The sequence below is a fragment of the Streptomyces sp. NPDC001393 genome (assembly GCF_053597455.1).
Genome location: NZ_JBSFIH010000009.1, coordinates 161,377 through 186,317 on the forward strand (window position 1 = coordinate 161,377; position 24,941 = coordinate 186,317).

At 72.2% G+C, this 24,941-nt stretch carries 26 protein-coding genes and 2 pseudogenes; 12 read left to right on the forward strand and 16 right to left on the reverse strand.

The features are described from left to right. Positions 1 to 4 precede the first annotated feature (4 nt). Complete coding sequence (locus ACWC2T_RS13710) at positions 5 to 709, forward strand: MBL fold metallo-hydrolase (RefSeq protein WP_450670546.1); 705 nt, start codon at positions 5 to 7, stop codon at positions 707 to 709. 29 nt (positions 710 to 738) lie between these two features. Here the strand turns inward: ACWC2T_RS13710 and ACWC2T_RS13715 are convergent, their stop codons facing one another. Both ACWC2T_RS13715 and ACWC2T_RS13720 read right to left on the reverse strand, forming a co-directional pair. Beyond that, positions 739 to 1,782, reverse strand: coding sequence for an NUDIX hydrolase (locus tag ACWC2T_RS13715; protein ID WP_450670547.1), 1,044 nt, complete (start codon positions 1,780 to 1,782; stop codon positions 739 to 741). Positions 1,783 to 1,926: 144 nt separating this feature from the next. Then, positions 1,927 to 2,136: a hypothetical protein gene (locus ACWC2T_RS13720; protein ID WP_450670548.1), complete on the reverse strand. Its 210-nt coding sequence runs from the start codon at positions 2,134 to 2,136 to the stop codon at positions 1,927 to 1,929. Positions 2,137 to 2,511: 375 nt separating this feature from the next. On the opposite strand from ACWC2T_RS13720, the gene ACWC2T_RS13725 reads away from it, so the two are divergent. From ACWC2T_RS13725 to ACWC2T_RS13735, 3 genes are all read left to right on the forward strand, one after another. Further along, positions 2,512 to 2,859: an ADP-ribosylation/crystallin J1 gene (locus tag ACWC2T_RS13725; protein ID WP_450670549.1), complete on the forward strand. Its 348-nt coding sequence runs from the start codon at positions 2,512 to 2,514 to the stop codon at positions 2,857 to 2,859. Next, the gene (locus ACWC2T_RS13730) at positions 2,856 to 3,626 is read left to right on the forward strand and encodes a maleylpyruvate isomerase family mycothiol-dependent enzyme (RefSeq protein WP_450670550.1); all 771 of its coding nucleotides are present in this window, start codon (positions 2,856 to 2,858) and stop codon (positions 3,624 to 3,626) included. The genes ACWC2T_RS13725 and ACWC2T_RS13730 overlap by 4 nt, the downstream gene beginning before the upstream one ends. Positions 3,627 to 3,841: 215 nt before the next feature. Continuing rightward, positions 3,842 to 5,872 carry an NPCBM/NEW2 domain-containing protein gene (locus ACWC2T_RS13735; protein ID WP_450670551.1) on the forward strand — a complete coding sequence of 677 codons (2,031 nt, stop codon included), beginning with the start codon at positions 3,842 to 3,844 and terminating at the stop codon, positions 5,870 to 5,872. A 117-nt stretch (positions 5,873 to 5,989) separates the two neighbouring features. Here the strand turns inward: ACWC2T_RS13735 and ACWC2T_RS13740 are convergent, their stop codons facing one another. Further along, positions 5,990 to 6,940, reverse strand: a complete 951-nt coding sequence (locus ACWC2T_RS13740; protein ID WP_450670552.1) for an ROK family protein — start codon at positions 6,938 to 6,940, stop codon at positions 5,990 to 5,992. A 218-nt stretch (positions 6,941 to 7,158) separates the two neighbouring features. On the opposite strand from ACWC2T_RS13740, the gene ACWC2T_RS13745 reads away from it, so the two are divergent. Then, a complete protein-coding gene (locus tag ACWC2T_RS13745; protein ID WP_450670553.1) occupies positions 7,159 to 8,208 on the forward strand; it encodes a LacI family DNA-binding transcriptional regulator in 1,050 nt (349 codons plus the stop codon). A gap of 7 nt (positions 8,209 to 8,215) precedes the next feature. Beyond that, a complete protein-coding gene (locus ACWC2T_RS13750) occupies positions 8,216 to 8,995 on the forward strand; it encodes a hypothetical protein (protein ID WP_450670554.1) in 780 nt (259 codons plus the stop codon). Here the strand turns inward: ACWC2T_RS13750 and ACWC2T_RS13755 are convergent. From ACWC2T_RS13755 to ACWC2T_RS13785, 7 genes are all read right to left on the reverse strand, one after another. Further along, positions 8,941 to 10,794, reverse strand: coding sequence for a protein kinase domain-containing protein (locus ACWC2T_RS13755; protein ID WP_450670555.1), 1,854 nt, complete (start codon positions 10,792 to 10,794; stop codon positions 8,941 to 8,943). The two genes, ACWC2T_RS13750 and ACWC2T_RS13755, sit on opposite strands and share 55 nt — an antisense overlap. A gap of 113 nt (positions 10,795 to 10,907) precedes the next feature. Beyond that, positions 10,908 to 12,212 (reverse strand): DUF6986 family protein, encoded by a 1,305-nt coding sequence (locus ACWC2T_RS13760; RefSeq protein WP_450670556.1) that lies wholly within the window; start codon positions 12,210 to 12,212, stop codon positions 10,908 to 10,910. 182 nt (positions 12,213 to 12,394) lie between these two features. Next, entirely contained in the window at positions 12,395 to 13,357 is a 963-nt protein-coding gene (locus tag ACWC2T_RS13765) for an electron transfer flavoprotein subunit alpha/FixB family protein (protein ID WP_450670557.1), read from the reverse strand. A gap of 53 nt (positions 13,358 to 13,410) precedes the next feature. Continuing rightward, positions 13,411 to 14,196, reverse strand: coding sequence for an electron transfer flavoprotein subunit beta/FixA family protein (locus ACWC2T_RS13770; RefSeq protein WP_450670558.1), 786 nt, complete (start codon positions 14,194 to 14,196; stop codon positions 13,411 to 13,413). A 217-nt stretch (positions 14,197 to 14,413) separates the two neighbouring features. Then, a complete protein-coding gene (locus ACWC2T_RS13775) occupies positions 14,414 to 14,923 on the reverse strand; it encodes a flavin reductase family protein (RefSeq protein ID WP_450670559.1) in 510 nt (169 codons plus the stop codon). Between the two features lie 44 nt (positions 14,924 to 14,967). Beyond that, positions 14,968 to 15,048, reverse strand: a complete 81-nt coding sequence (locus tag ACWC2T_RS13780) for a putative leader peptide (RefSeq protein WP_351617915.1) — start codon at positions 15,046 to 15,048, stop codon at positions 14,968 to 14,970. 83 nt (positions 15,049 to 15,131) lie between these two features. Beyond that, positions 15,132 to 15,545 (reverse strand): TlpA family protein disulfide reductase, encoded by a 414-nt coding sequence (locus tag ACWC2T_RS13785; protein ID WP_450670599.1) that lies wholly within the window; start codon positions 15,543 to 15,545, stop codon positions 15,132 to 15,134. Positions 15,546 to 15,620: 75 nt separating this feature from the next. Here ACWC2T_RS13785 and ACWC2T_RS13790 point away from each other — a divergent pair, with 75 nt between their 5' ends. Both ACWC2T_RS13790 and ACWC2T_RS13795 read left to right on the forward strand, forming a co-directional pair. After that, positions 15,621 to 16,037, forward strand: coding sequence for a DUF4395 domain-containing protein (locus ACWC2T_RS13790; protein ID WP_450670560.1), 417 nt, complete (start codon positions 15,621 to 15,623; stop codon positions 16,035 to 16,037). Between the two features lie 186 nt (positions 16,038 to 16,223). Next, positions 16,224 to 16,952, forward strand: coding sequence for a lysophospholipid acyltransferase family protein (locus ACWC2T_RS13795; protein ID WP_450670561.1), 729 nt, complete (start codon positions 16,224 to 16,226; stop codon positions 16,950 to 16,952). Positions 16,953 to 17,307: 355 nt separating this feature from the next. Here the strand turns inward: ACWC2T_RS13795 and ACWC2T_RS13800 are convergent, their stop codons facing one another. From ACWC2T_RS13800 to ACWC2T_RS13815, 4 genes are all read right to left on the reverse strand, one after another. Continuing rightward, positions 17,308 to 17,901: a transglutaminase domain-containing protein gene (locus tag ACWC2T_RS13800; protein WP_450670562.1), complete on the reverse strand. Its 594-nt coding sequence runs from the start codon at positions 17,899 to 17,901 to the stop codon at positions 17,308 to 17,310. 83 nt (positions 17,902 to 17,984) lie between these two features. Beyond that, positions 17,985 to 19,055 carry a threonine aldolase family protein gene (locus tag ACWC2T_RS13805; RefSeq protein ID WP_450670563.1) on the reverse strand — a complete coding sequence of 357 codons (1,071 nt, stop codon included), beginning with the start codon at positions 19,053 to 19,055 and terminating at the stop codon, positions 17,985 to 17,987. Then, positions 19,052 to 19,801 (reverse strand): SDR family NAD(P)-dependent oxidoreductase, encoded by a 750-nt coding sequence (locus ACWC2T_RS13810; protein WP_450670564.1) that lies wholly within the window; start codon positions 19,799 to 19,801, stop codon positions 19,052 to 19,054. Before ACWC2T_RS13810 ends, ACWC2T_RS13805 begins: the two co-directional genes overlap by 4 nt. 41 nt (positions 19,802 to 19,842) lie before the next feature. Continuing rightward, on the reverse strand, positions 19,843 to 21,240 hold the full coding sequence (locus ACWC2T_RS13815) for a DUF6421 family protein (protein ID WP_450670565.1): 1,398 nt from the start codon (positions 21,238 to 21,240) through the stop codon (positions 19,843 to 19,845). Between the two features lie 392 nt (positions 21,241 to 21,632). Here ACWC2T_RS13815 and ACWC2T_RS13820 point away from each other — a divergent pair, with 392 nt between their 5' ends. Further along, entirely contained in the window at positions 21,633 to 22,352 is a 720-nt protein-coding gene (locus ACWC2T_RS13820) for a glycerophosphodiester phosphodiesterase (protein ID WP_450670566.1), read from the forward strand. Positions 22,353 to 22,355: 3 nt separating this feature from the next. Here ACWC2T_RS13820 and ACWC2T_RS13825 read toward each other — a convergent pair whose 3' ends face one another. Continuing rightward, complete coding sequence (locus ACWC2T_RS13825) at positions 22,356 to 22,895, reverse strand: GNAT family N-acetyltransferase (RefSeq protein ID WP_450670567.1); 540 nt, start codon at positions 22,893 to 22,895, stop codon at positions 22,356 to 22,358. A gap of 70 nt (positions 22,896 to 22,965) precedes the next feature. Here ACWC2T_RS13825 and ACWC2T_RS13830 point away from each other — a divergent pair, with 70 nt between their 5' ends. Continuing rightward, a complete protein-coding gene (locus ACWC2T_RS13830; RefSeq protein WP_450670568.1) occupies positions 22,966 to 23,358 on the forward strand; it encodes a VOC family protein in 393 nt (130 codons plus the stop codon). A gap of 369 nt (positions 23,359 to 23,727) precedes the next feature. Here ACWC2T_RS13830 and ACWC2T_RS13835 read toward each other — a convergent pair. Beyond that, positions 23,728 to 23,823: pseudogene (locus ACWC2T_RS13835) on the reverse strand (class I SAM-dependent methyltransferase); the annotation flags it as partial. 65 nt (positions 23,824 to 23,888) lie between these two features. On the opposite strand from ACWC2T_RS13835, the pseudogene ACWC2T_RS13840 reads away from it, so the two are divergent. Then, positions 23,889 to 24,026 (forward strand): annotated as a pseudogene (locus tag ACWC2T_RS13840) (class I SAM-dependent methyltransferase); the annotation flags it as partial. Positions 24,027 to 24,166: 140 nt separating this feature from the next. After that, positions 24,167 to 24,931 carry a VOC family protein gene (locus ACWC2T_RS13845; protein ID WP_450670569.1) on the forward strand — a complete coding sequence of 255 codons (765 nt, stop codon included), beginning with the start codon at positions 24,167 to 24,169 and terminating at the stop codon, positions 24,929 to 24,931. Positions 24,932 to 24,941: the final 10 nt, after the last annotated feature.

The following is a 24,941-nucleotide window of genomic DNA, read 5'->3' on the forward strand; positions in this document are numbered from 1 at the left end:
GCGCATGGACGTCATCGAACTGCTCCCCCGGCTCCACCTCCTGCGTTTCCCCGTCGGCCAGGCCTATCTCTGGCGCGACGGGGCGGAGTCGACCCTGATCGACGCCGGCCCGATCGGGGCGGGCCGCGAGATCGCCGACGCGGTCACGGCGCTGGGGCACGCGCCGGGCGACGTACGACGGATCGTGCTGACCCACTTCCACGAGGACCATGTGGGCGGGGCGGGCGAGTTCGCCGCGCTGAGCGGCGCGGAGGTGCTGGCGCACCCCCTGGACGCGCCGTACGTCCGGGGTGAACTCCCCGGCCCCTCCCCGCGGTTCGAGGAGTGGGAGCTGCCGATCCACGCGGCGGCGCTCCGGCAGCTGCCCAAGGGCAGGCCGGTGCCGCCTGCCGCGCTGAAGACGCTGTCGGACGGCGACGTCCTGGACGTCGGCGGCGGCGCCCGGGTGCTGCACGTCCCGGGGCACACCGACGGCAGCATCGCCCTGTTCCTGCCCGAGCACGGCGTGCTGTTCACCGGCGACACGGTGGCCGCCTCGCCGGTCGACGGCACGGTCATGCCCGGGCTCCTGAACCTCGATCGCGCCCAACTCCTCGCCTCCCTCGGCACGTTGGCCGATCTGGACGCCGAGGTGGCGTGCTTCGGGCACGGAGATCCGGTCGTGGGCGGCGCCGCCGCGGCCCTGCGCAAGGCGGCGAGCGCCCGCTGACCGCACGACGCCGGCCACCGGCCACCGGCTCAGCCGACCGGCACTCCCGCCTCCAGATACAGCGCGGTCCCGCGCTCGCGGGCGCGCAGGGCCCAGCGCAGCCGCTCGTAGCGGACCGGAGGCAGCATCTCGGCCGCCTCCTGCTCGGTGGCGAAGCGCCAGTCGCGCAGCTCCGGGCCCGGCAGCAGCACCCGGGACGACTCGCCGGACTCCAGCCGGCCGCCGTCGAACAGCAGCCGCAGCCCGCCGAAACCGGGCGGCACGGGCCGTTCCCAGTCCACGACGAGCAGCCGGGGCACCTCCGTGAGCCGTATCCCGGTCTCCTCGGCGACCTCGCGCATCCCGGCGCGGGCCGGCGCCTCGCCGCGCTCCACCACGCCCCCGGGGAACTCCCAGCCGGGCTTGTAGGTGGGGTCCACCAGCAGCACCCGGTCGTGCTCGTCGAAGAGCAGCACCCCGGCGGCGAGGGTCTCGGCGGTCGGCTCGGGGGTCTGCACGATGTCGCAGGGCGGTACGGCGCCGCTGCCGACGGCGTCGGCGATGCGGACGGCGGTGGCGTACGGGGTGAGGGCGCTGGTGTCCACCAGGTGGGCGTCGGCGGTGAGCCAGGAGGCGAGGGCGGTGCGGTAGGGCTCGATGTGGTCGTAGGCCCACTGCCGCACCCGTATCTCGCCGTCGGGGAGGTCCGGCGGGACCTCCCGCCCGGCTATCCGCTCGCGCAGGATCGTTTCCGCCGGGGCGAGCAGCAGATGGTGCACGGGGATCCTGCGGGCGGCGAGGCCGCCGAAGATCTCGTCGCGGTACTCCTGGCGGAGCAGTGTCATCGGCACCACGAGGGTCCCGCCGAGCTCGGCGAGCATCGCGGCCGCCGTGTCGACCACGAGCCGGCGCCAGATCGGCAGGTCCTGGAAGTCACCGACCTCGGCGAGGCGCTTGGCCGGCAGAAGGTGCGTGAGCCCCGCGCCGATGACCTCGGGGTCGAAGAGCGTGCTGTTCGGGATCAGCTCGATCAGCTCCCGTGCGGTGGTGGTCTTCCCCGCACCGAACGCGCCGTTGATCCAGACGACGGTCACGGACTCCCCCTCTTGTGTTGGCCCCCTGAGGCTTGCCCGCTCCACCCTGCCACGGAAACCCCGCCCCGGTGAGGGCGCCGGAACGGCAGTGCCGGTGCCCCCCGACATCGAGGGCACCGGCACCCGCCGTCGGAGCCGTCGGGGCTAGTTCTGAGCCCCGGGGGCGTGGTCGTCGAGGGTGAAGCTGTCCAGGCTGACGGGGTGGCCGGCGGCCGAGTCGAGCGTGTTCGAGACGTCGAGGCCGTCGACGGACATCCCGGTGGGGCTCTTGTCCGCCGCGTGGGAGGGGGTGACGGCGGCCACGACGAATCCGGTGGCCAGGGTGGCGATGGCGAGCATGCTGCGCTTCTTCATGCGCTGACCAACTGCGGAGCGGGCCGGGGGTCACGCGGATACCTGCGAGTGGGCGACTGGGGTTACGGTCCGGGCGGGAGGGAGGAGCACCGTCCCGGTCGGGAGAGGGAGGGGGTGGCAGGGCGCATGGACGAGTCCGACGGTCACCCCCACGTCGGGGCGCGGCGTGGCCGGTCGGCCCGGACCGACCGTCGACCGGGCCGGAGTGGAGCGGGCCGCAGCCCATCACCGCGCCGTGCCACGGCGGTTGGCGACGCCATGTGGCCGGCGGCCCTGCCGAAATCCGCTGGCCCGCTCCCTTGCGGGGCCGGTAACGTCCGTCGACGTCCCGACCCGCCCGCCGGCGTGGCGGGCCCCGACCGGAGATACGCGATCATGACCAGCCCGCCCCTGACGACGACCCTCTGGCGCCCCACGGGCCCCGGGGAGCTGGGGCTGGTCCGCGAGCTGGACTGGCGGGCCTGGCCGCCCCGGCTCCCCGAGCAGCCGATCTTCTACCCGGTCCTCAACGAGGACTACGCGATCCGCATCGCCCGGGACTGGAACGTCCAGCACGACGGCGCCGGTTTCGTGACCCGGTTCGAGGTCGACACGGAGTTCCTCGCCCGGTATCCGGTCCGGCAGGCCGGCGGCGAGACGCTCCTGTGGGTTCCGGCGGAGGAGTTGGACGAGTTCAACGCCCACATCGTCGGCCGGATCGAGGTCGTACGGGAGTTCCGGTGAACGAGCTCCCGATCTTCCGCGCCGGAGCCGGTCGCATCGAGGACGTCGTGCGCTGCGGCGACGGCCTCGTGCGGGCCGCGGCCGGCCTGTCCGGCACAGAACTCCGTGCCCCGTCAGGGCTGCCGGGATGGACGCGGGGCCATGTGCTCGCCCACGTCACCCACAGCGTCGACGCCTATGTCTGGCTGCTGCGGCTCGCACAGACGGGCCGCGCACCGGGCCCGCGCGCGGACGCGGCGACCCTGGCCGCGGCGGTCGAGCGGGACGCGGCGCTGTCCGCCGAGCGGCTCGCGACCCGACTGCGCGAGAGCCTGGACCGGTTCGCGGCGCAGGCACGTGCGCTGCCCGCCGCAGCCTGGGACCGTCTGGTCCCCGCGCTGGCCGGCTGGCGGCACCCGGCCCGGTACCTCCTGCTGCGCTGCCTGCGGGAGCTGGAGACGCACCACCTCGACCTGGGCGTCGACCACGGCACGGAGCAGTGGCCCGACGGCTACGTCTCCTGGGCCCTGGACGACACCCTCACCACACTGCACGCCCAGGGTTTTCCACTCGCCTCGGTGGAGGCCGTGGATCTCGGCCGGCACTGGTCCATGACGCCGGGGGGACCCTCGGTCGCCGGTGCCGGGCACCAGGTGCTCGGCTGGCTCAGCGGACGGACTCCGGCCGACGTGCTGACGGTCGACGGCCCGGACCCTCTGCTCCCCGCCCCGCCCGCGTGGCCGCAGCCACCGCTGCCCGGCTGGGGCCACGTCGACGACGAGGCGTGAGCTCCGGAAGCAAACACATCCGAACGCCGGACAGCAGTCAAGGAGTCAAACCCTGCTGTCGTCAACCCCTCTGACGGGATATCGAACAGTCGGGCCACACCTCTTCCAACAGAGTCCGACAGGTCCTACCGTAATCGCGCACAGCTGACACATACATGACGCCCAGGCGCCGCCCTGTCGTCAGCCACCTTTCGCGAGTCGGAGGAACGTCAACGATGCGTCACCCTCACACCCGCACAACCCGCGCAACCCGGCGAAGAGTCCTCGGAGCACTCACCGCGGGCCTGCTGTGCGCGACCGGCCTCGCCGGACCCGCGCTTGCCGCCCCCGCCCGGGAACCGGCCGCCCCCGCCCTGGCCGACGGTCTCGCCCTCACCCCGCCCATGGGCTTCAACAACTGGAACTCCACGCACTGCGGCGCGGACTTCAACGAGAGCATGGTCAAGGGCATCGCCGACCTCTTCGTGGCGAAGGGTCTGAAGGACGCCGGCTACCGGTACGTCAACCTGGACGACTGCTGGGCGCTGCCGCAGCGCGACACCGCCGGCAAGCTGGTACCCGACCCGGCCCGCTTCCCGAACGGCATCAAGGCCGTCGCCGACTACGTCCACTCCAAGGGGCTCAAACTCGGCATCTACACCAGCGCCGGCACCAAGACCTGCAACAGCGCGGGGTTCCCCGGCGCGCTCGGCCACGAGTACAGCGACGCGCAGCAGTTCGCCGACTGGGGCGTGGACTACCTGAAGTACGACAACTGCAACAACCAGGGCGTGGATGCGAAGCAGCGGTACACCACCATGCGGGACGCGCTCAAGGCGACCGGGCGGCCCATCGTCTACAGCATCTGCGAGTGGGGCGAGAACAAGCCCTGGGAGTGGGCTTCGGGCGTCGGGCATCTGTGGCGGACCACCGGTGACATCAGCGACAGCTGGTCCTCGATGGTGTCGATCCTGAAGCAGAACCTGCCGCTGGCGCCGTACGCCGGACCCGGCCACTGGAACGACCCCGACATGCTGGAGGTCGGCAACGGCGGCATGACGGACACCGAGTACCGCTCGCACTTCTCCCTCTGGTCGGTCATGTCCGCGCCCCTGCTGATCGGCACCGACCTGCGCAAGGCCTCGCCTGCGACCTTCGGCATCCTGGACAACAAGGAGGTCATAGCCGTCGACCAGGACCCGCTGGGCAAGCAGGGCACGGTTCTCTCCTCGGCGGGGGGACGCTGGGTGATCGCCAAGGAGATGAAGGACGGCAGCCGCGCGGTGGCCCTGTTCAACGAGTCCGGCACCGCCCAGCGGATCGCCACCACCGCGGCCGCACTCGGCCTCCCCGGCGCCTCCGCGTACACGCTGCGGGACCTGTGGCAGCACAGGAGCTACAACACCGCCGGCACCATCGCGGCGACCGTCCCCGCCCACGGCACGGTCCTGCTGCGCGTCGCGGCCGACCCCCACTGGGCCACGTACCCGCCCGCCGCCGAACTGGGCCTGGCCGGCAGTCCGTTGCTGGAGGCTGCCACGCCGGCCACGCTGACCAGCACCGTCACCGACCTCGGCCGCACCCCCGCGCGGCGGGTGTCCGTGTCCCTCACCGGACCCGACGGATGGAGCGTACGGCCCGTATCGCCGACCACGGCCGGCAGCCTGGCCACCGGCGGCACCCTGCGCACCGGCTGGCACGTCACCGCGCCGGCCGGAACACCGACCGGCTCCTACGGCCTCACCCTCCAGGCGGGTTACCTCGCACCGGGCGGACAACGCGTCACCATCACCCTGCCGTTGACCGCGTCCGTCGTCGTCCGGCCGCCCACCGGGACGTCGTACCTCAGCGACCTGCCGTGGCTGTCGGCGACCAACGGCTGGGGGCCGGTGGAACGCGACACCAGCAACGGGGAGAGCGACGCGGGCGACGGCCACCCGATCACCATCGGCGGCACCGTGTACGCCAAGGGCCTCGGCGCCCACGCCCCGAGCGACGTCTCCTTCTACACCGGCAAGGCCTGCGACAGGGTCACCGCGGACGTCGGCGTCGACGACGAGAAGGGCACGAAGGGCACCGTCACCTTCGAGATCTGGGCCGACGGCACGAAGGTCGCCTCGACCGGCGTCCTGACCAACGCGATGCCCGCCCAGCCGCTCACCGCCGACATCACCGGCGCCCAGGTGATCGACCTGGTGGTCACCGACGCGGGAGACGGCAACGACTCCGACCACGCGGACTGGGCCGACGCCAGGCTGACGTGCTGAGGGCGCCCACCCACCAGGGCAGTTGAGACCGTACGCGACTGCGGGTGCGCGGAGGCTGCTCGCGCAGTTCCCCGCGCCCCCCTCGGGACGCTCGTAGCCGCCCCCCCGACCGCAGGCTCAGACCCCCGCCGTGGCGTCCGGCCGCCGCGCCAGCGCTGCCGCCGCCGCGCCGACCAGCCCGGCGTCCGTGCCCATCTGCGCGGGGACGACCGTCAGTCGCTGGACGAAGGAGAGGGTCGCGTAGTCGGTGAGTGCCTTGCGCAGCGGGGTGAGGAGGATGTCGCCCGCCTTGCCGACGCCGCCGCCGATCACGGCGATGTCGATCTCGACCAGCGTGGCGGTGGCCGCGATCCCGGCGGCCAGCGCCTGTGCCGCACGCTCGAAGGAGCCCACGGCGACCGGATCGCCCTCACGGGCGGCGGCCGCCACGGCGGCGGCCGAGGTGTCGCCGTCGGGGCCGGGACGCCAGCCCTCCTCCAGCGCGCGGCGGGCGATGTTCGGCCCGCTCGCGATCCGCTCCACACAGCCCCGCGAGCCGCACGGGCACGGGTCGCCGTCGAGGTCGACGCTGATGTGACCGATGTGCCCGGCGTTGCCGGTCGGCCCGGGGTGCAGCCGGCCGCCCAGGACCAGGCCGCCCCCGACGCCGGTCGACACCACCATGCACAGCGCGTTGTCGTGGCCGCGGGCGGCGCCCTGCCAGTGCTCGGCCGCCGTGATCGCGACGCCGTCGCCGATCAGCTCCACCGGGAGCCCGCCGGTGGCCGCGCGCACCCGCTCGACCAGGGGGAAGTCCCGCCAGCCCGGCACGTTCACCGGACTGACCGTGCCCGCCGAGGCGTCCACGGGGCCGGCGCTGCCGATGCCGAGGGCGCCGGCGCGTTCCCACAGCGGCGAACCGGCGAGGTCGTCGAGCACCTCCTCGACGGCCCGCATGACCGTTTCGCCGTCCTGCTGGGCGGGAGTGGCGCGCTGGGCTCGGGCCAGTATCCGTCCGTGGCCGTCCACGAGACCGCCGGCGATCTTGGTACCGCCGATGTCCAGGGCCGCCACGAGGTCGGTGTGCATCAGAGTCAGACTCCCCGTTGAAGCTCGCAAACCAAGGAAAGCAGGCCGGTCAAGCGGTGGGGGCGCAGGCCGACAGACAGCGTTGGACAGTGTCTCTCGCATCTGACAACGTTGTCCAGGCTCTATGCTCGACGCCACATCCTCATACAAACCGAGGATCGACGCACCATCCCGTTGACAAGTCCGGCAAGTCGTACGACAGGACAGGACACCGCATCGTGCCCGACACCACCCGCCGCACAGACAGCCTTTCCGGCACCCGTTACGGCAACCGCCCCACCATGAAGGACGTGGCGGCGCGGGCCGGGGTCGGCCTGAAGACGGTCTCCCGGGTGGTCAACGGCGAGCCCGGCGTCACCCCGGACACCGAACGCCGGGTGCAGGAGGCGATCGACGCGCTGGGCTTCCGCCGCAACGACAGCGCCCGGGTGCTGCGCAAGGGCCGTACGGCGAGCATCGGACTCGTCCTGGAGGACCTCGCCGACCCCTTCTACGGCCCGCTCAGCCGCGCCGTCGAGGAGGTGGCCCGGGCCCATGGCGCCCTGCTGATCAACGGCTCCAGCGCCGAGGACCCGGAGCGCGAGCAGGAGCTGGCGCTGGCCCTGTGCGCGCGGCGGGTGGACGGTCTGGTGGTGATCCCGGCCGGGGACGACCACCGTTATCTCGAACCGGAGATCAGGGCGGGCGTGGCGACCGTGTTCGTGGACCGTCCGGCCGGGCGCATCGACGCCGACGTGGTCCTCTCCGACAACTACGGCGGTGCCCGGGACGGCGTCGCCCACCTCATCGCGCACGGCCACCGCCGGATCGGCTTCATCGGCGACATGCCGCGCATCCACACCGCCGCCGAGCGGCTGCGTGGCTACCGGGCGGCCATGGAGGACGCGGGGATACCGGTCGAGGAGGCCTGGATGTCCCTCGGGCAGACGAATCCGGAGCGGGTGCGCCGGGCGGCGGAGGAGATGCTCTCCGGCCCCGCCCCCGTCACCGCGATCTTCGCGGGCAACAACCGGGTGACGGTCACCGTGATCCGGGTGCTGGCCGAGCACTCCCGCCGGGTCGCCTTCGTCGGCTTCGACGACATCGAGCTGGCCGATCTGCTCCAGCCGGGCGTCACGGTCGTCGCCCAGGACGCGGCCGCCCTCGGCCGTACCGCCGCCGAGCGCCTGTTCCGCCGGCTGGACGGCGGTCTCGTCGCACCGGAGCGCATCGAGCTGCCCACCAGGCTGATCACGCGCGGCTCGGGCGAGCTGCCGCCGGCCGACTGAGCCGCCCGTGACCGGCCGCACCCTGGCGGAGCTCGGTCTCGCCGACGCTCCCCGCGACCATCCGCTGACCTATCCCGGCGCCTGGCCCGCCGACTCCGGGCTGCTGCACGGCGACCGGATGTTCCCGCTGGAGCGCCTGGTGTACGACGACCGGGTGCCGGTGCTCGCCGTCGGGTCCAACGCCTGTCCGGGTCAACTGCGGCAAAAGATGGACGAGTTCGGGATCGACTCCCCCGTGCCGATGGTGCGGTCGCGGGTGTCCGGTGTCGACGTGGGCGTCTCGGCACACGTCAGCATCCGGGGGTATGTCTCCGCGTCCCCGGTCAAGTCCCCGCAGGCGTTACGGGAGTTGTTCGTCATCTGGCTGGACCGGCGCCAGCTGGAGGTGATCGACGCCAGCGAGCCGCACTTCCGGCGGGCCTGGCTGCCCGCGCCCGAGGTGCGGATCGAGCTGCCGGACGGCTCCGGGCTCACCGGGGCGTTCGCCTATGTCAACCGGCACGGCGTCCTGCTGGACGGCACCGGTGCGCCGCGCCGCCATCCCGGCGACCAGCGCGCCCTGATCGGCGAACTCCTCGTCGCATCGGCTGCGTTGCGCGAGCTGTTCGGGGTCACGCCGGAGGAGTTCTGCGCGCGGGCGCGCCGCGACCCCGGGCTGTGTGTGCGCGGCACCCTGCTGTTCGCCGAGCACAAGTGGGTGACGGAGTCGGGTTTCGAGCCGTACGCCGACGCTCAGCAGGCCGGGAGCCCGGGCACCGGTTCGTCGTTGTTGCCGCCCTTGAGGTAGACGTCGCTGACGTAGACGCCGGTGTTGCCGCTGCCGTCGTCGGTCTTCGCCCACCACACGTTCGTCCACCGGCCGTAGGTCTCCCGGCGGCCGAGATCCGCCTGGCAGTAGAAGTAGTCGGTGCCCGCGTTCAGGGTCCCGGCCTCGGTGCCGGAGGCCGTGTAGGACGTGGCGGTGCGCCAGACCTGGCAGTCGTACTTGCCGCCGCCGATGGACCGGCAGGCGGCCGCCGGACCGGAGCCGGGGCCCGAACTTCCGGTCGGGCCGGGGCTGTTGGAGGCATGGCCGGGCGCCGTGGCGGAGGCCGGGACGGAGGCACGCGAGGACGGCTCGGCGTGGCCCGCGCCGCTCGCCGTCGCGCCGGGTCCGGCGCTCTTCGTGGCGTCCCCGCGCGACTCCCTCGGCGGTGTGGACCGCTTCGTGCCGGCCCGTTTCGTGGTCACGTCCCCGGAGCGGGACGCGGCCGACGCCGAGTCGGTCTTCGGCGCTCCCTGGTCGCGCACCAGGGCGGCGGTGACCCCGGCCGTGGCGAGGACGACGGCGACGGCACCGGCGGCGAGCAGCGCGCGGCCCCTGCGGCGGGGCGAGCCCGTCGCCGTACTCATGGGACCGGTGGCGGCACCGGGCGGGTGAGCGGGTGTCGGTCCGGTGGGAGCACCGGGGCCCTGCGCGAAGGAGGGAGCCGGGCTCGGGTGCACCCCGGCCGGAGAAGCAGGCCCATGGGCGGCTTCCCGCCCGCCCGGCGAAGCCGGGCCGTAGGCGGCGGCCCCCTGCCCGGCCGGACCGACCGGGCCCGGCCGTACAGGACCGCCCGTCCCCGGCTGCGCCGGGCCGAAGTGCGGCGGTGGGGACGACGCGCCGGGCCCCGTCGGGGTGGGGTGCCCCGGCGGCGGGCGCAAGGTGGTCGTCGGCGCGTCCGGGAGCCGCGCCCGAGCCGCCTCGCGCAGCGCCTCGCGGGCCTCCTCGGCGTCCGGTCGGGCGTCCGGGCGTTTGTCCATCAGGCGCCGCAGGACCGGCGCCAGCGGCCCCGCCCGGTGCGGCTCCGGCAGCGGCTCGGAGACGATCGCGGTGAGCGTCGAGTAGGTGGACGTACGACGGAACGGCGAGACGCCCTCGACGGCCGCGTAGAGGGTGGCGCCCACGGCCCACACGTCGGCGGGTGCGCCCGGCGCGGCGCCCTGGGCGCGCTCGGGGGCCAGGTAGTCCAGGCTGCCGACGAGTTCGCCGCTGCGGGTGAGGCGGGTGGCCGAGCCGTCGCCGGGGTCGTCCATGGTCGCGATGCCGAAGTCGGTCAGGACGACGCGGCCGGAGCGGTCCAGGAGGATGTTGCCGGGTTTGACGTCGCGGTGCAGGACGCCGGCGCGATGGGCGGCGGCCAGCGCGTCGAGGACTTCGGCACCGACGCGCGCGGCCTCGTACGGATCCAGGGTGCCGCGCTCGCGCAGCACGTCGTCGAGGGAGGGCCCGTCGATCAGCTCCATGACGATCAGCGGGCGCCCGTCGACCTCGGCGACGTCGTGCACGGCGACGACACCCTGGTGGCGAACCCGGGCGGCGGCCCGGGCCTCGCGCTGCATGCGCAGCCGCAGCTCGGACAGTTCCGGTCCGGCCGCGTCCGTGTACGTCCGCAGCTCCTTGACGGCGACCGCGCGGCCGAGGACCTCGTCCACCGCCCGCCAGACCACGCCCATGCCGCCGCGCCCGAGCCGCGCGGTGACGCGGTAGCGCCCGGCCAGCAGCCGACCGGTCCCGTCGTCCGTGTGCCCGTGCCCCTTCGGTCCCTGTTCCCCCGAAGACACCGCCGCCCCGTTCCTGTCGTCGTCTGTCGCGTCCGCCCGGTCGATGCGTGGCGTCCAGCGTACGGGGCGGCGGCGTGGGCCCACTCCCTGGGCCGGGGGCTGTGACCGGTCCGCTACTTCTGCTGCGCGGAGGCGGTCAGGTCACCGCGCCGGGGGGCGGCGAAGCCCTCCAGGTCGGCGCGGGTCAGGCCGGCGAGGCGGGCGACCTCGGCGGTGTCGAGGGCACCGCAGTCCAGGCCGCGCAGCAGATAGCCGCTGAGGGCCTTGGCGGTGGCGGGCTCGTCCATGACGTCGCCGCCGGCCCGGTTGGCGTAGCGGGCGAGGCGGCCGGCGGCCTGCTCGAAGCCCTCGCGGTAGAAGGCGAAGACGGCGGCGTAGCGGGTCGGGATGTGGCCGGGGTGCATGTCCCAGCCCTGGTAGTAGGCGCGGCCCAGGGCGCGGCGGGTGAGGCCGTAGTGCAGGCGCCAGGCGTCGTGGACCTTCTCGGTGGGGCCGACGGGCAGGACGTTGGTCGAGCCGTCGGAGACGCGCACCCCGGTGCCCGCCGCGGCGACCTGCATGACCGCCTTGGCGTGGTCGGCGGCCGGGTGGTCGCTGGCCTGGTAGGCGGCCGAGACACCGAGGCAGGCGCTGTAGTCGAAGGTGCCGTAGTGCAGCCCGGTGGCGCGGCCCTCGGCGGCCTGGATCATCCGGGCGACGGTGGCGGTGCCGTCGGTGGCGAGGATGGACTGGCTGGTCTCGATCTGGATCTCGAAGCCGAGCCGGCCGGCGTCCAGGCCGTGCACCTTCTCGAAGGCCTCCAGGAGCCGGACGAAGGCGGTGACCTGCTCGGGGTACGTCACCTTCGGCAGGGTCAGCACCAGCCCCTCGGGCAGGCGACCGTTCTCCATCAGGCCGGTGAGGAAGACGTCGAGGGTGCGGATGCCCCGGTCGCGTACCGCCGCCTCCATGCACTTCATGCGGATGCCCATGTACGGCGCCGCCGTGCCGTCCCGGTACGCCTGAGCGATCAGCCGGGCCGCGCGGGCCGCCGTGGCGTCCTCCTCGGCGTCGGGGCGGGGGCCGTAGCCGTCCTCGAAGTCGACGCGCAGGTCTTCGATCGGCTCGCGTTCCAGCTTGGCGCGGACGCGCGAGTAGACCGGCTCGGCGAGTTCGTCGGACAGGCCGAGGACGGCGGCGAAGGAGGCGGCGTCCGGGGCGTGTTCGTCGAGGGCGGCGAGGGCCTGGTCGCCCCAGGAGCGGATGGTGTCGGCGGCGAAGGCGTCACCGGGGACGTAGACGGTGTGGACGGGCTGCCGGGTGCCGGGGTCCCCGGGGTAGCGGCGCTCCAGCTCCGCGTCGACCGGTGCGAGGGAGGCGCTGATCTCCTCACTGACGGCGCCCGCGAGGCTCGTCGCCACCTTCTCCTGCTGACCCATCCCACACCCTCCAATTTTCCGCTGTACGGAATCAACAATCCGTAGAATGAAGTTATCCGGGTGGGTTCCCGCTGGTCAACACCCGCTCGGACAGTGGAACAGCGGCCGTGGGCACGTCACCAGAATGCACCGAGGCCCCCATGACCGCGCAGGTCACGGGGGCCTCGTGGAGAAGCCGGGGCTCAGCCCTTGCGGGTCTTGATCTCCTCGGTCAGCTGCGGGACGACGTCGAAGAGGTCGCCGACCACACCGAAGTCGACCAGCTCGAAGATCGGGGCCTCGGCGTCCTTGTTGACGGCCACGATCGTCTTGGAGGTCTGCATACCGGCGCGGTGCTGGATCGCGCCGGAGATGCCGTTGGCGATGTACAGCTGCGGCGAGACGGACTTACCGGTCTGGCCGACCTGGTTGGTGTGCGGGTACCAGCCGGCGTCGACGGCGGCACGCGAGGCACCGACGGCCGCGCCGAGCGAGTCGGCCAGGGCCTCGATGATCGAGAAGTTCTCGGCGCCGTTGACACCACGGCCGCCGGAGACCACGATCGCGGCCTCGGTCAGCTCCGGGCGGCCCGTCGACTCACGCGGGGTGCGGGCGGTGACCTTGGTGCCGGTCGCCTTCTCGGAGAAGGAGACGGACAGGGCCTCGACCGCGCCGGCGGCCGGGGCGGCCTCCACGGCAGCCGAGTTCGGCTTGACCGTGATGACCGGGGTGCCCTTGATGACACGGGACTTGGTGGTGAAGGACGCGGCGAACACCGACTGGGTGGCCACCGGGCCCTCGTCGCCGGCCTCGAGGTCGACGGCGTCGGTGATGATGCCGGAGCCGATGCGCAGCGCCAGGCGGGCGGCGATCTCCTTGCCCTCGGCGGAGGACGGGACCAGCACGGCGGCCGGGGAGACGGCCTCGTAGGCGGCCTGCAGGGCGTCCACCTTCGGCACGACCAGGTAGTCGGCGTACTCGGAGGCGTCGTGGGTCAGGACGCGGGTCGCGCCGTGCTCGGCGAGGGTGGCGGCGGTGTCGGCGGCGCCGTTGCCCAGGGCGACGGCGACGGGCTCGCCGATGCGGCGGGCCAGGGTCAGCAGCTCGAGGGTCGGCTTGCGGACGGCACCGTCCACGTGGTCGACGTAGACGAGGACTTCAGCCATGGGATTGCTCTCCTGCGTAACGAAGTTGAGGGGCGGTCAGCGGGGGCGAGCCCTTAGATGAACTTCTGGCTCGCGAGGAACTCAGCGAGCTGCTTGCCGCCCTCGCCCTCGTCCTTGACGATGGTGCCGGCCGTGCGCGCCGGGCGCTCGTTCGCGGCCTCGACCTTGGTGAACGCTCCCTCGAGACCGACTTCCTCGGCCTCGATGTCCAGGTCGGACAGGTCCCAGGACTCCACCGGCTTCTTCTTGGCCGCCATGATGCCCTTGAAGGACGGGTAACGCGCCTCACCCGACTGGTCGGTGACCGACACGACCGCCGGGAGCGAGGCCTCCAGCTGCTCGGAGGCGGCGTCGCCGTCACGGCGGCCCTTGACCACGCCGTCCTCGACGGAGACCTCGGACAGCAGGGTGACCTGCGGGACGCCCAGGCGCTCGGCGACCAGGGCCGGTACGACGCCCATGGTGCCGTCGGTGGAGGCCATGCCGGAGACGACCAGGTCGAAGCCGGCCTTCTCGATCGCCTTGGCCAGCACCAGGGAGGTGCCGATGGCGTCGGTGCCGTGCAGGTCGTCGTCCTCGACGTGGATGGCCTTGTCGGCACCCATGGACAGGGCCTTGCGGAGCGCATCCTTGGCGTCCTCGGGGCCCACCGTCAGGACGGTGACCTCGGCGTCGTCCGCGTTCTCCGCAATCTGGAGGGCCTGCTCGACCGCGTACTCGTCCAGCTCGGAGAGCAGACCGTCCACGTCGTCGCGGTCGACGGTCAGGTCATCGGCGAAGTGCCGGTCGCCAGTGGCGTCGGGCACGTACTTCACAGTGACAACGATCCTCAAGCTCACGCCGGCTCTCCTACTGCATCGTCATTTCCGGGCTGCCTCTTGCAGGCAGCATAGGCGCCTCAAGCGGCCGATCCCGGTCGGGGCGTCCGCGCGCTCCGACCGAAATATTACTCGTCAGTACACCCAGTTCATGCCCGCTAAGCAAGCGCTTTGAACTGTGACCTTCGCAACGCAGCGTAACCGGAACTCGACGGCTTCGCAGGGCCGGGAAGCGTGATCAATCCCGCAGACCGTTGAAGCGGCCCTGGTGGTAGAGGAGTGGACGGCCGGCGCCTGTGGGGTCGCCCAGGACCACCTCGGCCAGCACGATGCGGTGATCACCGGCGGGAACCCGGCCGACGATCCGGCAGACCAGCCAGGCCAGCACGTCGTCGAGCACCGGTACGCCTTCCGGGCCTTCGCGCCAGGCGGTCGGGGCGCCGAAGCGGTCGGCGCCGCTGCGGGCGAAGGTGGCGGCCAGCTCACGCTGGTGCTCACCGAGTATGTGGACGCCTATGTGCTCCGCCTCGGCGATGGCGGGCCAGCTGGAGGCGCCCGTGCCGATGCCGAAGGAGACCAGCGGGGGCTCGGCGGAGACCGAGGTGAGCGAGGTGGCGGTGAAGCCCACCGGCCCGGAGGCGCCGCGCGCGGTGATCACGGCCACACCGGCGGCGTGCCGGCGGAAGGTGGAGCGCAACAGGTCGGGCGAGGCGAGCTGAACGGTGCCGAGGTCGGGCGAGGCCGTCATGGAGTTGTCCTTCTGCTGGAGGTCACGAGCCGGGGCGTCGGTGCTCAACAGCCCGGACAGATGGCGCTCGCGGTGCGGGCGAGGTCGACGTGGACCCGCCCGTGGAGAAGGAGTTCGGTCGGCATACGGTCAGGCTGACGATAGTTGGTGCGCCCAGTCAAGCATGGTCCGGGATGCGGAAGACACCGCACCCTCTCCTGAGGCCCCCTCACACGGCCTCACCCAGTGCCGCGATGACGTCGGCCTTGCGGGGCTGTCCCGTGGCACGCCGTACGACCCGTCCGTCGGCGTCGAGCACCAGCACGGTGGGCGTCTTGAGGATGTCCAGTTCGCGTACGAGGTCCAGGCGGGCCTCGGCGTCGATCTCCATGTGGGCCACCCCGGGGACCATCCCCGCGACCTCGGCGAGGACCCGCCGGGTGGCCCGGCAGGGCGCGCAGAAGGCGCTGGAGAACTGGACCAGCGTGGCCCGCTCACCGAGCTCGCCGCCCAACTCCGCGGCCCCCAGCCGCTTGCCCTCGTCCCGCCCGCGCACCCGCACTCTCCCGCTCCGCCGCTTGTGCAGCACTCCGAAGGCGCTCGCCACGACGAGCACCGCCACGCACACCACCACTCCGGTCATCACCTGCACAAGCATTCATCAGACTGCAAAGATTCCCGTCTCCCCCCGGAGTTTCCCTTGCGGAATGCTGGATTCATGGACATCGACGTGAGGGGGCCGCGCTTCGGTGCGGCCGTGACGACGGCCGTTCTGGCCCTGGCACTGATCCTGCAGAGCCCCTGGGTACTGGCCTGGCAGACGCTGGCGTTCGCGGTGGGCGCGGCCGCCGGTGTGCAGCGCTCGCCGTACGGTTGGGCGTTCCGTACGGCCGTACGGCCGCGGCTCGGGCCGCCGAAGGAGTTCGAGGCGCCGGAGCCGCCGCGGTTCGCGCAGGCCGTGGGGCTGGTGTTCGCGGGGCTCGGGCTCGTCGGGTTCACTGTGGGACCGCAGTGGCTGGGGCTGGCCGCCACCGGGGCCGCGCTCGCCGCGGCGTTCCTGAACGCGGCGTTCGGCTACTGCCTGGGGTGCGAGATGTTCCTGCTTCTGAAGCGGGCCACCGTACGGGCGGAGTAAAGGGGAACTAAAGATCCGAGGTGGGATGTAGGCCGACGTGACGAGGATCTCGCCGCCGCGGGGCACCAGGACTGGCTACCCGTCCGTTCTTGGGGCACGATCTGCGAGACGCCGTAAACCTACGGCTGCGTAACTTCCCGCCGGGAGCCCCTTTCCCGAGCAGAGCAGAAAGGGTCCGTCCCGCCCATGGCAGAGCTGGTCTACCGTCCCGTCATCGGTTTCGCCAAGACGTTGTTCAAGGTCTGGGACCTGAAGATCGACTGCCAGGGGTCGGAGAACATCCCGCGCTCGGGCGGCGCCGTGCTGGTGAGCAATCACATCAGCTATCTGGACTTCGTGTTCAACGGCCTGGCGGCCCTGCCGCAGAAGCGTCTGGTGCGCTTCATGGCGAAGGAGTCCGTCTTCCGCCACCGGATCTCCGGACCGCTGATGCGCGGCATGAAGCACATCCCGGTGGACCGCAATCAGGGCGAGGCGGCCTACGCGCACGCGCTGGACTCGCTGCGCTCCGGTGAGGTCGTCGGGGTCTTCCCGGAGGCCACCATCTCGCAGTCGTTCACGCTGAAGAGCTTCAAGTCCGGTGCGGCCCGGCTCGCTCAGGACGCGGGCGTCCCGCTGATCCCGATGGCCGTGTGGGGCACCCAGCGGCTGTGGACGAAGGGCCAGCCCCGCAACTTCAGGCGCAACCACCTGCCCGTCACCATCCGCGTCGGCGAGGTGGTCGAGGCACCCCGCGACCAGTACGCGGGCGCCATAACGCGCCGGCTGCGCGAGGCCGTCCAGGAACTCCTGGACGCCGCCCAGCGCGCCTACCCGGGCCGCCCCAAGGGCCCCGAGGACTCCTGGTGGCTGCCCGCCCACCTGGGGGGTACGGCACCCACGATGGAGCAACTGCGGGCGGCCGAAGCGCGGTGACCTGCGGTGCCTTGGCCGCGGGGCTCGGGGGACTTCAGCGGTTCCTTCGGCTGCCCGCCGGTGAGGGGCTGGTCGCGCCCACGCGGCGGAGCCGCACATCGGACACAGCCCCGCGCCCCTGAGGCGCTATCGCGCCTGGTCGTCCCACGCGCCGAGCGCGAGCGGCACCGCGACGGCACCCGCGGCAAGGGCCGGTGCCACGGGCGAGGCGAGCCCCCTGTGCGTCCGCAGCCTGGCGCACCGGCCACCGGATCCGACGCCGCCCTGCCCGCCCGGCGAATCGCCGGCACCTACCTGTTGCGGACCGGCGGAAGCGACTTCCTCCCGAGACCTGCCGCCCCCGGCCTCGCTGCCCTCAGAGTGCGTCGGGCAGTGTCTTCCACAACTGCGGTCGGTCCGGGGCCGCCTTCAGTGCGCCGAGGACGGCCGGGTGCGGTTCGGCGTACAGCACCGGATAGTCCAGCTCACCGGCCGCGGGGTCGGGGATCCAGGCCAGCCGCTCGCCGTCCAGGGAGAACCGGGCGTCCACTCCCGGCTTGTTGCCGCGTGGGTCCTGCCGGTGCCAGGCTCCGTGGAAGCGTACGGCGACCAGTCCGTGCACGCAGTGCCCGCTGCCCTCGTCGTGGGTCAGCCGCTGGTAGCACAGGGCCGTCGGGATGTCCTCGGCGCGCAGCAGGGCGGCCAGGGCGTGGGCCTTGGCGTAGCAGATACCGGTGCCCAGGGCGAGCACGTCGGAGGCGCGCCAGGTGACGCGCAGGTCGCCGGAGTCCTGGGAGTGCGGGATGGTGTCGCGCACGAATTCAAAGGCGGCCCGCGCATAGGCATACGAGTCGGCAGCCCCGGAGGCCAGCCTTCCGGCCGTCTCCCGGACCACGGGGTGGTGATGGTCAATGGCCTCGTCCGCGGCCAAGTACGCGGACAGATCAGCGGTGTTCTGGATCAGCTCCATGCCCGCAGAGCATAGGAAAGCGATCACCCGACAGTCAATGACTTTTCGAGTGACCGCATACCTATGCATTGCTACGCTGGGGTCTAGCGCGCCATCTCCTCCTTGAGCGCCACCACGAAGGTGTCGACGTCCTCCTCGGTGGTGTCGAAGGAGCACATCCAGCGCACCACCCCGGCGGCCTCGTCCCAGAAGTAGAAGCGGAACCGCTTCTGCAGGCGCTCGGACACGTCGTGCGGGAGCCGCGCGAAGACGCCGTTGGCCTGCACCGGGTAGAGGATCTCCACGCCGTGCACCGCGCGCACGCCCTCGGCGAGCCGCTGGGCCATCTCGTTGGCGTGCCGGGCGTTGCGCAGCCACAGGTCCTTCGCCAGCAGCGCCTCCAGCTGCACCGACACGAAGCGCATCTTGGAGGCCAGCTGCATCGACATCTTCCGCAGGTGCTTCATCTGCCGCACCGCGTCCTGGTTGAGGACCACGACCGCCTCGCCGAAGACGGCGCCGTTCTTGGTCCCGCCCAGCGAGAGGATGTCGACGCCGACCGCGTTGGTGAACGTCCGCAGGGGCACGTTCAGCGAGGCGGCCGCATTGGCTATCCGGGAGCCGTCCAGGTGCACCCGCATGCCGTGCGCATGGGCGTGCTCGCAGATCGCGCGGATCTCGTCCGGCGTGTAGAGGGTGCCCAGCTCGGTGCTCTGGGTGATCGAGACGACCTGCGGCATGGCGCGGTGCTCGTCATCCCAGCCGTACGCCTGCCGGTCGATCAGCTCGGGCGTGAGCTTGCCGTCCGGCGTGGGGACGGTGAGCAGCTTCAGTCCGCCCATGCGCTCGGGCGCACCGCCCTCGTCCACGTTGATGTGGGCGCTCTCGGCGCAGATCACCGCGCCCCAGCGGTCGGTGACCGCCTGGAGCGCGACCACGTTCGCGCCGGTGCCGTTGAAGACCGGGAAGGCCTCCGCGGTGGCCCCGAAGTGGCTGCGGATGATCCGCTGGAGGTTCTCGGTGTACTCGTCCTCGCCGTACGCCACCTGATGGCCGCCGTTGGCGAGGGCCAGGGCGGCCAGCACCTCGGGGTGCGCCCCGGCGTAGTTGTCACTGGCGAAACCGCGGACCTCGGGGTCGTGATGGCGACGCGCGTCGGTCTTGGGAGGGTTCACGGCTTCTCGGTCAGCCACAGACGGTTTCCGTTCACTTCCGCGGCGGACTTGCCCCAGACGCCCTCGATCTCCTTGGCGAGGTCCTTGACGTCCGTGAAGCCCGCGAACTTCGCGTTGGGGCGTTCGGCGCGCATCGCGTCGTGCACCAGCGCCTTCACCACCAGGATGGCAGCAGCCGAACGCGGACCGGCCTCGCCCCCCGCCTTGCGGAAGCCGTCGGCCATGGCCAGCGTCCACGCCTCCGCGGCGGCCTTGGCCGCGGAGTACGCCGCGTTGCCCGCGGTGGGCTTCGACGCGCCGGCGGCGCTGATCAGCAGATAGCGGCCGCGGTCGCTGCGCTGCAGGGCGTCGTAGAAGGCCAGGGAGGTGTGCTGGACGGTGCGGATCAGCAGCTTCTCCAGCAGCTCCCAGTCCGCGAGGCTGGTCTCGGCGAAGGTCGCGCTGCCACGCCAGCCGCCGACCAGGTGGACCAGACCGTCGACCCGGCCGTGCTCCTTCTCGATGCGGTCCGCCCAGGCCCGGGTGTCGTCCAGGTCGAGCAGGTCGACCGTCTCCCCGGTGACCGTGGCACCGCCGCGCGCGTAGCGGGCCGCGTCCACGGCCTCCGCCAGGCGCTCGGGGTTGTTGTCGGCTCCGACGACGATCGCGCCGGCCTCGGCGAGCCGGACCAGCGTCGCGTGTCCGGCGGGTCCGCCCGCGCCGGCCACCGCGATCACCGCACCGCTGAGAGACCCGTTGTTCCCCACGTTCTTCCCCTCTGAGGCAGTGTTCTGGATGAGGTGGTCGCTCACGCGGCGACCGGCTCGGCGCTGTCCGCCGTGATGCCCTTGGTGGAGGCGATCACATTCTTCAGCTTCTTGGACAGGGCCTCGTAGAACATGCTGAGCGGAAACTCGTCCGGAAGCACGTCGTCCACGAGCTTGCGCGGCGGCTGGGTCAGGTCCAGGGCGTCCGGGCCCTTGGCCCACTTGGAGCCGGGGTGCGGCGCGAGGTACGTGGAGACCAGCTCGTAGCCGGCGAACCAGTGCACCAGCTTCGGGCGGTCGATGCCGTCCTTGTAGAGCTTCTCGATCTCGGCGCACAGCTCGTTGGTGACCTGCGGGGCGCGCTCCCAGTCGATGGAGAGCTTGTTGTCGGTCCAGCGGATGACGTCGTGCCTGTGCAGGTAGGCGAAGAGCAGCTGGCCGCCGAGGCCGTCGTAGTTGCGGTTGCGGTCGCCGGTGACCGGGAAGCGGAACATGCGGTCGAAGAGCACCGCGTACTGCACGTCACGGGCCTGCGGGACGCCGTCCGCCTGGAGCTTCACGGCCTCCTTGAAGGCGGTGAGGTCGCAGCGCAGCTCCTCCAGGCCGTACATCCAGAACGGCTGGCGCTGCTTGATCATGAACGGGTCGAACGGCAGGTCGCCGTGGCTGTGGGTGCGGTCGTGGACCATGTCCCAGAGCACGAAGGCCTCTTCGCAGCGCTTCTGGTCGTGGACCATCGCGGCGATGTCCTCGGGCAGCTGCAGGCCGAGGATGTCGACGGCGGCCTCGGTGACCCGGCGGAAGCGGGCGGCCTCGCGGTCGCAGAAGATGCCACCCCAGGAGAAACGTTCCGGCGCCTCGCGGACGGCGATGGTCTCCGGGAAGAGGACGGCCGAGTTCGTGTCGTAGCCGGAGGTGAAGTCCTCGAACGTGATGCCGCAGAACAGCGGGTTGTCGTAGCGGGTGCGCTCCAGCTCGGCCAGCCAGTCCGGCCAGACCATGCGCAGTACGACCGCCTCCAGGTTGCGGTCCAGGTTGCCGTTCTGGGTGTACATCGGGAAGACGACCAGGTGCTGCAGGCCGTCCGCACGGTTCGCAGCGGGCTGGAAGGCCAGCAGGGAGTCCAGGAAGTCCGGCACCTGGAAGCCACCCTCGGCCCAGCGCCGCAGGTCCTTCACGAGGGCCTGGTGGTAGGCCTCGTCGTGCGGGAGCAGCGGGGACAGCTCTTCGACCGCGTCGACGACACGCCGTACGGCGGCCTCGACGTCCGCCCCGGCCGGGGCGCCCTCGGCCTCGAAGTCGATCGATCCGTCCTTCGACTGCCATGGCCGGATCTGCTCCACGGCATCCTTGAGCACGGGCCAGGCCGGGTGCTCAACCACCCTGGTCGACGAAGGAATACGTCCCTCCGCACCCGCCTGCACAAGAATTTCCGTCATGTCCCATCCTCCACGGGAGAAGCTCACGTAGGGACACCGTATGCATACCCCGTTTCAGCCAGCAAGAGGCAGCTCGGGAAATTTTTCTGCCTACTCCCTTGGTCGCCGACATTTTTCCTGCGGTAAACCGTGACGGCGCTCACTTCCGTCGTGGGAGCCCAACTTTTGCACGGTGTGCCGCCGAGCGGTCAAGGGTGCGGGGACTCGCCCACGCGAGGGTGACGACAGGGGCGGATACCGGCCAGCCGACGGCCGCCACGCACCCGTATGCCTCGTGCACGTGCGGGTTCATCACGGGGCCCGGCCGTTAGGCTGCGACTCTGCCCGCGCGGACGACGGAGTCCGCCCGTTCCGCGCGCGCCGAGCCGCCGTCGACGGAACGGAGTCGAACCTTGAACTTCCTTACCATCGGTCACCGCGGGGTCATGGGGGTCGAGCCCGAGAACACCCTTCGTTCCTTCGTCGCCGCGCAGGACGCCGGCCTCGATCTGATCGAACTCGATCTGCAGCTGAGCAAGGACGGCGCCCTCGTCGTCATGCACGACGAGGAGGTCGACCGCACGACCGACGGCACCGGGCCGATCGCCGACAAGACCCTGGCCGAGCTGCGCGCCCTGGACGCGGGCCACGGAGAGCGGGTGCCGGTGTTCGAGGAGGTGCTGGCGGCGGTGCGCACGCCGCTGCAGGCCGAGATCAAGGACGTGGCGGCGGCCCGGGCCCTGGCCGTCGTGATGCACGAGCGCGATCTGGTCGGGCGCGTGGAGGTGTCCTCGTTCCACGACGACGCGCTCGCCGAGATCGCCCGCCTGGTGCCGGGCGTGCGCACGGCCCTGATCGCGAGCCTCCCCCACTTTCGAACAGGCTCGAGCGGGGGGACCCCCATCGGCACGGACGTGGTGGAGCGCGCGGTCGCCGTGGGCGCGGCGACCGTCTGTCTCAACATCCGCCGGCTGACCCTGGAGGTGGTCGAGCACGCGCGCGCGTCCGGACTGCGGATCATCGGCTGGGTCGTCAACACCCAGGATCATCTGCGGCTGGTCCGCGCGCTGGAGCTGGACGGCGCGACGACCGACTTCCCGCAGATCAAGCGCACGGGGCGCTTCACGGCCTGACGGTCACCCGAGCTTCTTGACCAGCAACTCGAACTGCAGGTCGTCGCGCTGCGGGATGCCGAAGCGCTCGTCGCCGTACGGGAAGGGCGACATCTTTCCCGTACGGCGATAGCCGCGGCGCTCGTACCAGGCGATCAGGTCGTCCCGTACGGAGATCACCGTCATGTGCATCTCGGTGACGCCCCAGGCCTCGCGGACCTGGCGTTCGGCCTCCGCCATGACCGTCTTGCCGAGGCCCGCGCCCTGCAGCGTGGGGCTGACGGCGAACATCCCGAAGTAGGCGTGGTCGCCGTGGTGTTCCAGCTGGCAGCAGGCGACGATCCGGCCGTCCTGCTCCACCGCCAGCAGTCGGCTGTCGGGCGACTTGATCACCTCCAGCACGCCCTCCGGGTCCGTCCGCCGGCCCTGGAGGAGGTCCGCCTCGGTGGTCCACCCGGCCCGGCTGGAGTCCCCGCGGTAGGCCGACTCGATCAGCGCGACCAGCGCGTCGACGTCGGCGTCGGTGGCGTCGCGGAAGGTGGGGCCGGCGGCGGGGGTCTCCATGAAACGGTCTCCGATCTCGGGCGTGGCTCAGCCAGGGTCGAGGGTAACGCTGCCAGTAGGCTCCGCCTGCATGGTGCACGTACTCAGCAGTCGGACCCTGCTCACCCCCACCGACCCCGAGCGCTCCCGGACCTTCTACGGCGAGCAGCTGGGGCTGTCCGTCTACCGCGAGTTCGGTACGGGGCCCGAGCGCGGCACGGTCTACTTCCTCGGCGGTGGCTTCCTGGAGGTCTCCGGGAGGTCCGAGGCGCCGCCCTCGCCCGCCGTCCGGCTCTGGTTGCAGGTCGACGACGTGACGGCCGCGCACGAGGAGCTGAAGGACAGGGGCGTCGACGTCGTCCGGCCGCCGGTGAAGGAGCCGTGGGGCCTGGTCGAGATGTGGGTCGCCGACCCCGACGGCATCCGCATCGCGCTGGTGGAGGTCCCGGAGGACCATCCGATGCGCTACCGGCCGGGTATCTAGGACTCGACGCCGACACACCGCACTCGCAGGCCGGCCTCCGATCGGCCGACTGCCACCAAAGTCATGACCGCGTACACCTGGTGTCCGGATCCGTCTACGGGGCCGGTGCATCAGCCAGGCCGCGCCTTCGAGGCCGTACTGCCCCTGCGGCGTCAGACCGGGGTCCGTGACCTCGGTGGGGACGTCCTCCGGCGCGTGGAAGTAGGCCGCGGTGAACAGCGCCGGGGACGGACGGCTGCGTCCGGCGTCGAAGCACACGCCCTTGGCGAGGGTGTCGTGCAGCCCCGCGAACCGGTTGATCGTGGCGGCGACCACGAGGCCTCCGGGCCGCAGCACCCGGCGCGCCTCGGCCAGGGCCCGTACTCGGTCCGGGCGCTCGGGCAGGATCGGGCCGAGGAGCAGCACGACGTCCACGGACGCGTCCGGCGCGTCGAGGGCGCGGGCGTCCCCGTGCCGTGCCCGCACACCGGGCAGCCGGGCCGCCCGCTCGACGTGCCGGGGGGACCGGGCCGAGGAGTTCCACCGCGCGGCGCGACCAGGAGGACGCCCGGCTGCGCACCGGTGCCGGACGGCTGGAGTTCTGGCGTACCCAGGACGTCCTGCGCAAGCTCCTGCCGCCCGCTCCGGCGCGGATCCCGGACGTGGGTGGCGGCAGCGGCGTCCACGCGGGCCGAACCCTCCCGCAGCCCGCTCCGGGCGGGCAGGCGACTCCCCCGCCCGGCCCCGGGACCGTCCCGGATGGCCGGGGCGGGAAGGCGGGGTTAGCGTGCCGGGAGAGCTCTGTGCTGCGTGGCCGGAAGGAGCCCTCATGAAGTTCGACAGGCCGGTGACCGGCGGACCGTGCTGGACCGAGCTCGGGACCAGCGATCTGGAGGGCGCCAAACGGTTCTACACCGAGCTGTTCGGCTGGCGGCCCGAGACCGACCCGCGGCAGGAGGCGGGCGGGTACACGGTGGCGCACCTGGGGGACGCGGCGGTCGCCGCGCTCACCCCGCTGTACCAGGAGTCCCAGCCGGTGGCGTGGAACGTCTCCTTCGCCGTGACCGACGCGGACGCGGCGGTACGGCGCGTGGAGGAGGCCGGCGGGACGGTGGTCCTCGGCCCGATGGACGTGTTCGACATTGGCCGGTTCGCGGTGGCCCTCGACCCGACCGGCGCGGTCTTCCAGCTGTGGCAGGCGCGGTCCTTCCCCGGCGCCGGACTGTTCAACGCGCCCGGCACCCTCGGCTGGGTGGAACTGGCGACCCGGCACACCGAGCGGGCCCGGGACTTCTACACCACGGTGTTCGGCTGGAGCGTCAACGCCTCGGACTGGTACACGCAGTGGGGCATCGACGGCGAGGACTTCGGCGGCATGGCCGACATGGGCGACCGGTTCCCGCCCGAGGTGCCGCCGCACTGGATGCCGTACTTCGCGGTGGACGACGTGGACGCGACGGCCGAGGTCGCGCAGCGGGCGGGCGGGACCGTTGTCCTGGCACCCGTGTCGGTTCCCGACGGCCCGCGCATCGCGGTGCTGCGCGATCCGCAGGGCGCGGCGTTCGGAGTGCACCTGGCCGGCGAGGAGGGCTGAGGCGCTGCGC

Coding starts and splice junctions, on each gene's coding strand:
- ACWC2T_RS13710 (WP_450670546.1), top strand. CDS start 5: ATGGACGTCATCGAACTGCTCCCCCGGCTCCACCTCCTGCGTTTCCCC.
- ACWC2T_RS13720 (WP_450670548.1), bottom strand. CDS start 2,136: ATGAAGAAGCGCAGCATGCTCGCCATCGCCACCCTGGCCACCGGATTC.
- ACWC2T_RS13725 (WP_450670549.1), top strand. CDS start 2,512: ATGACCAGCCCGCCCCTGACGACGACCCTCTGGCGCCCCACGGGCCCC.
- ACWC2T_RS13735 (WP_450670551.1), top strand. CDS start 3,842: ATGCGTCACCCTCACACCCGCACAACCCGCGCAACCCGGCGAAGAGTC.
- ACWC2T_RS13740 (WP_450670552.1), bottom strand. CDS start 6,940: ATGCACACCGACCTCGTGGCGGCCCTGGACATCGGCGGTACCAAGATC.
- ACWC2T_RS13760 (WP_450670556.1), bottom strand. CDS start 12,212: ATGGGTCAGCAGGAGAAGGTGGCGACGAGCCTCGCGGGCGCCGTCAGT.
- ACWC2T_RS13765 (WP_450670557.1), bottom strand. CDS start 13,357: ATGGCTGAAGTCCTCGTCTACGTCGACCACGTGGACGGTGCCGTCCGC.
- ACWC2T_RS13775 (WP_450670559.1), bottom strand. CDS start 14,923: ATGACGGCCTCGCCCGACCTCGGCACCGTTCAGCTCGCCTCGCCCGAC.
- ACWC2T_RS13780 (WP_351617915.1), bottom strand. CDS start 15,048: ATGCCGACCGAACTCCTTCTCCACGGGCGGGTCCACGTCGACCTCGCC.
- ACWC2T_RS13785 (WP_450670599.1), bottom strand. CDS start 15,545: ATGACCGGAGTGGTGGTGTGCGTGGCGGTGCTCGTCGTGGCGAGCGCC.
- ACWC2T_RS13790 (WP_450670560.1), top strand. CDS start 15,621: ATGGACATCGACGTGAGGGGGCCGCGCTTCGGTGCGGCCGTGACGACG.
- ACWC2T_RS13795 (WP_450670561.1), top strand. CDS start 16,224: ATGGCAGAGCTGGTCTACCGTCCCGTCATCGGTTTCGCCAAGACGTTG.
- ACWC2T_RS13800 (WP_450670562.1), bottom strand. CDS start 17,901: ATGGAGCTGATCCAGAACACCGCTGATCTGTCCGCGTACTTGGCCGCG.
- ACWC2T_RS13815 (WP_450670565.1), bottom strand. CDS start 21,240: ATGACGGAAATTCTTGTGCAGGCGGGTGCGGAGGGACGTATTCCTTCG.
- ACWC2T_RS13825 (WP_450670567.1), bottom strand. CDS start 22,895: ATGGAGACCCCCGCCGCCGGCCCCACCTTCCGCGACGCCACCGACGCC.
- ACWC2T_RS13830 (WP_450670568.1), top strand. CDS start 22,966: ATGGTGCACGTACTCAGCAGTCGGACCCTGCTCACCCCCACCGACCCC.
- ACWC2T_RS13845 (WP_450670569.1), top strand. CDS start 24,167: ATGAAGTTCGACAGGCCGGTGACCGGCGGACCGTGCTGGACCGAGCTC.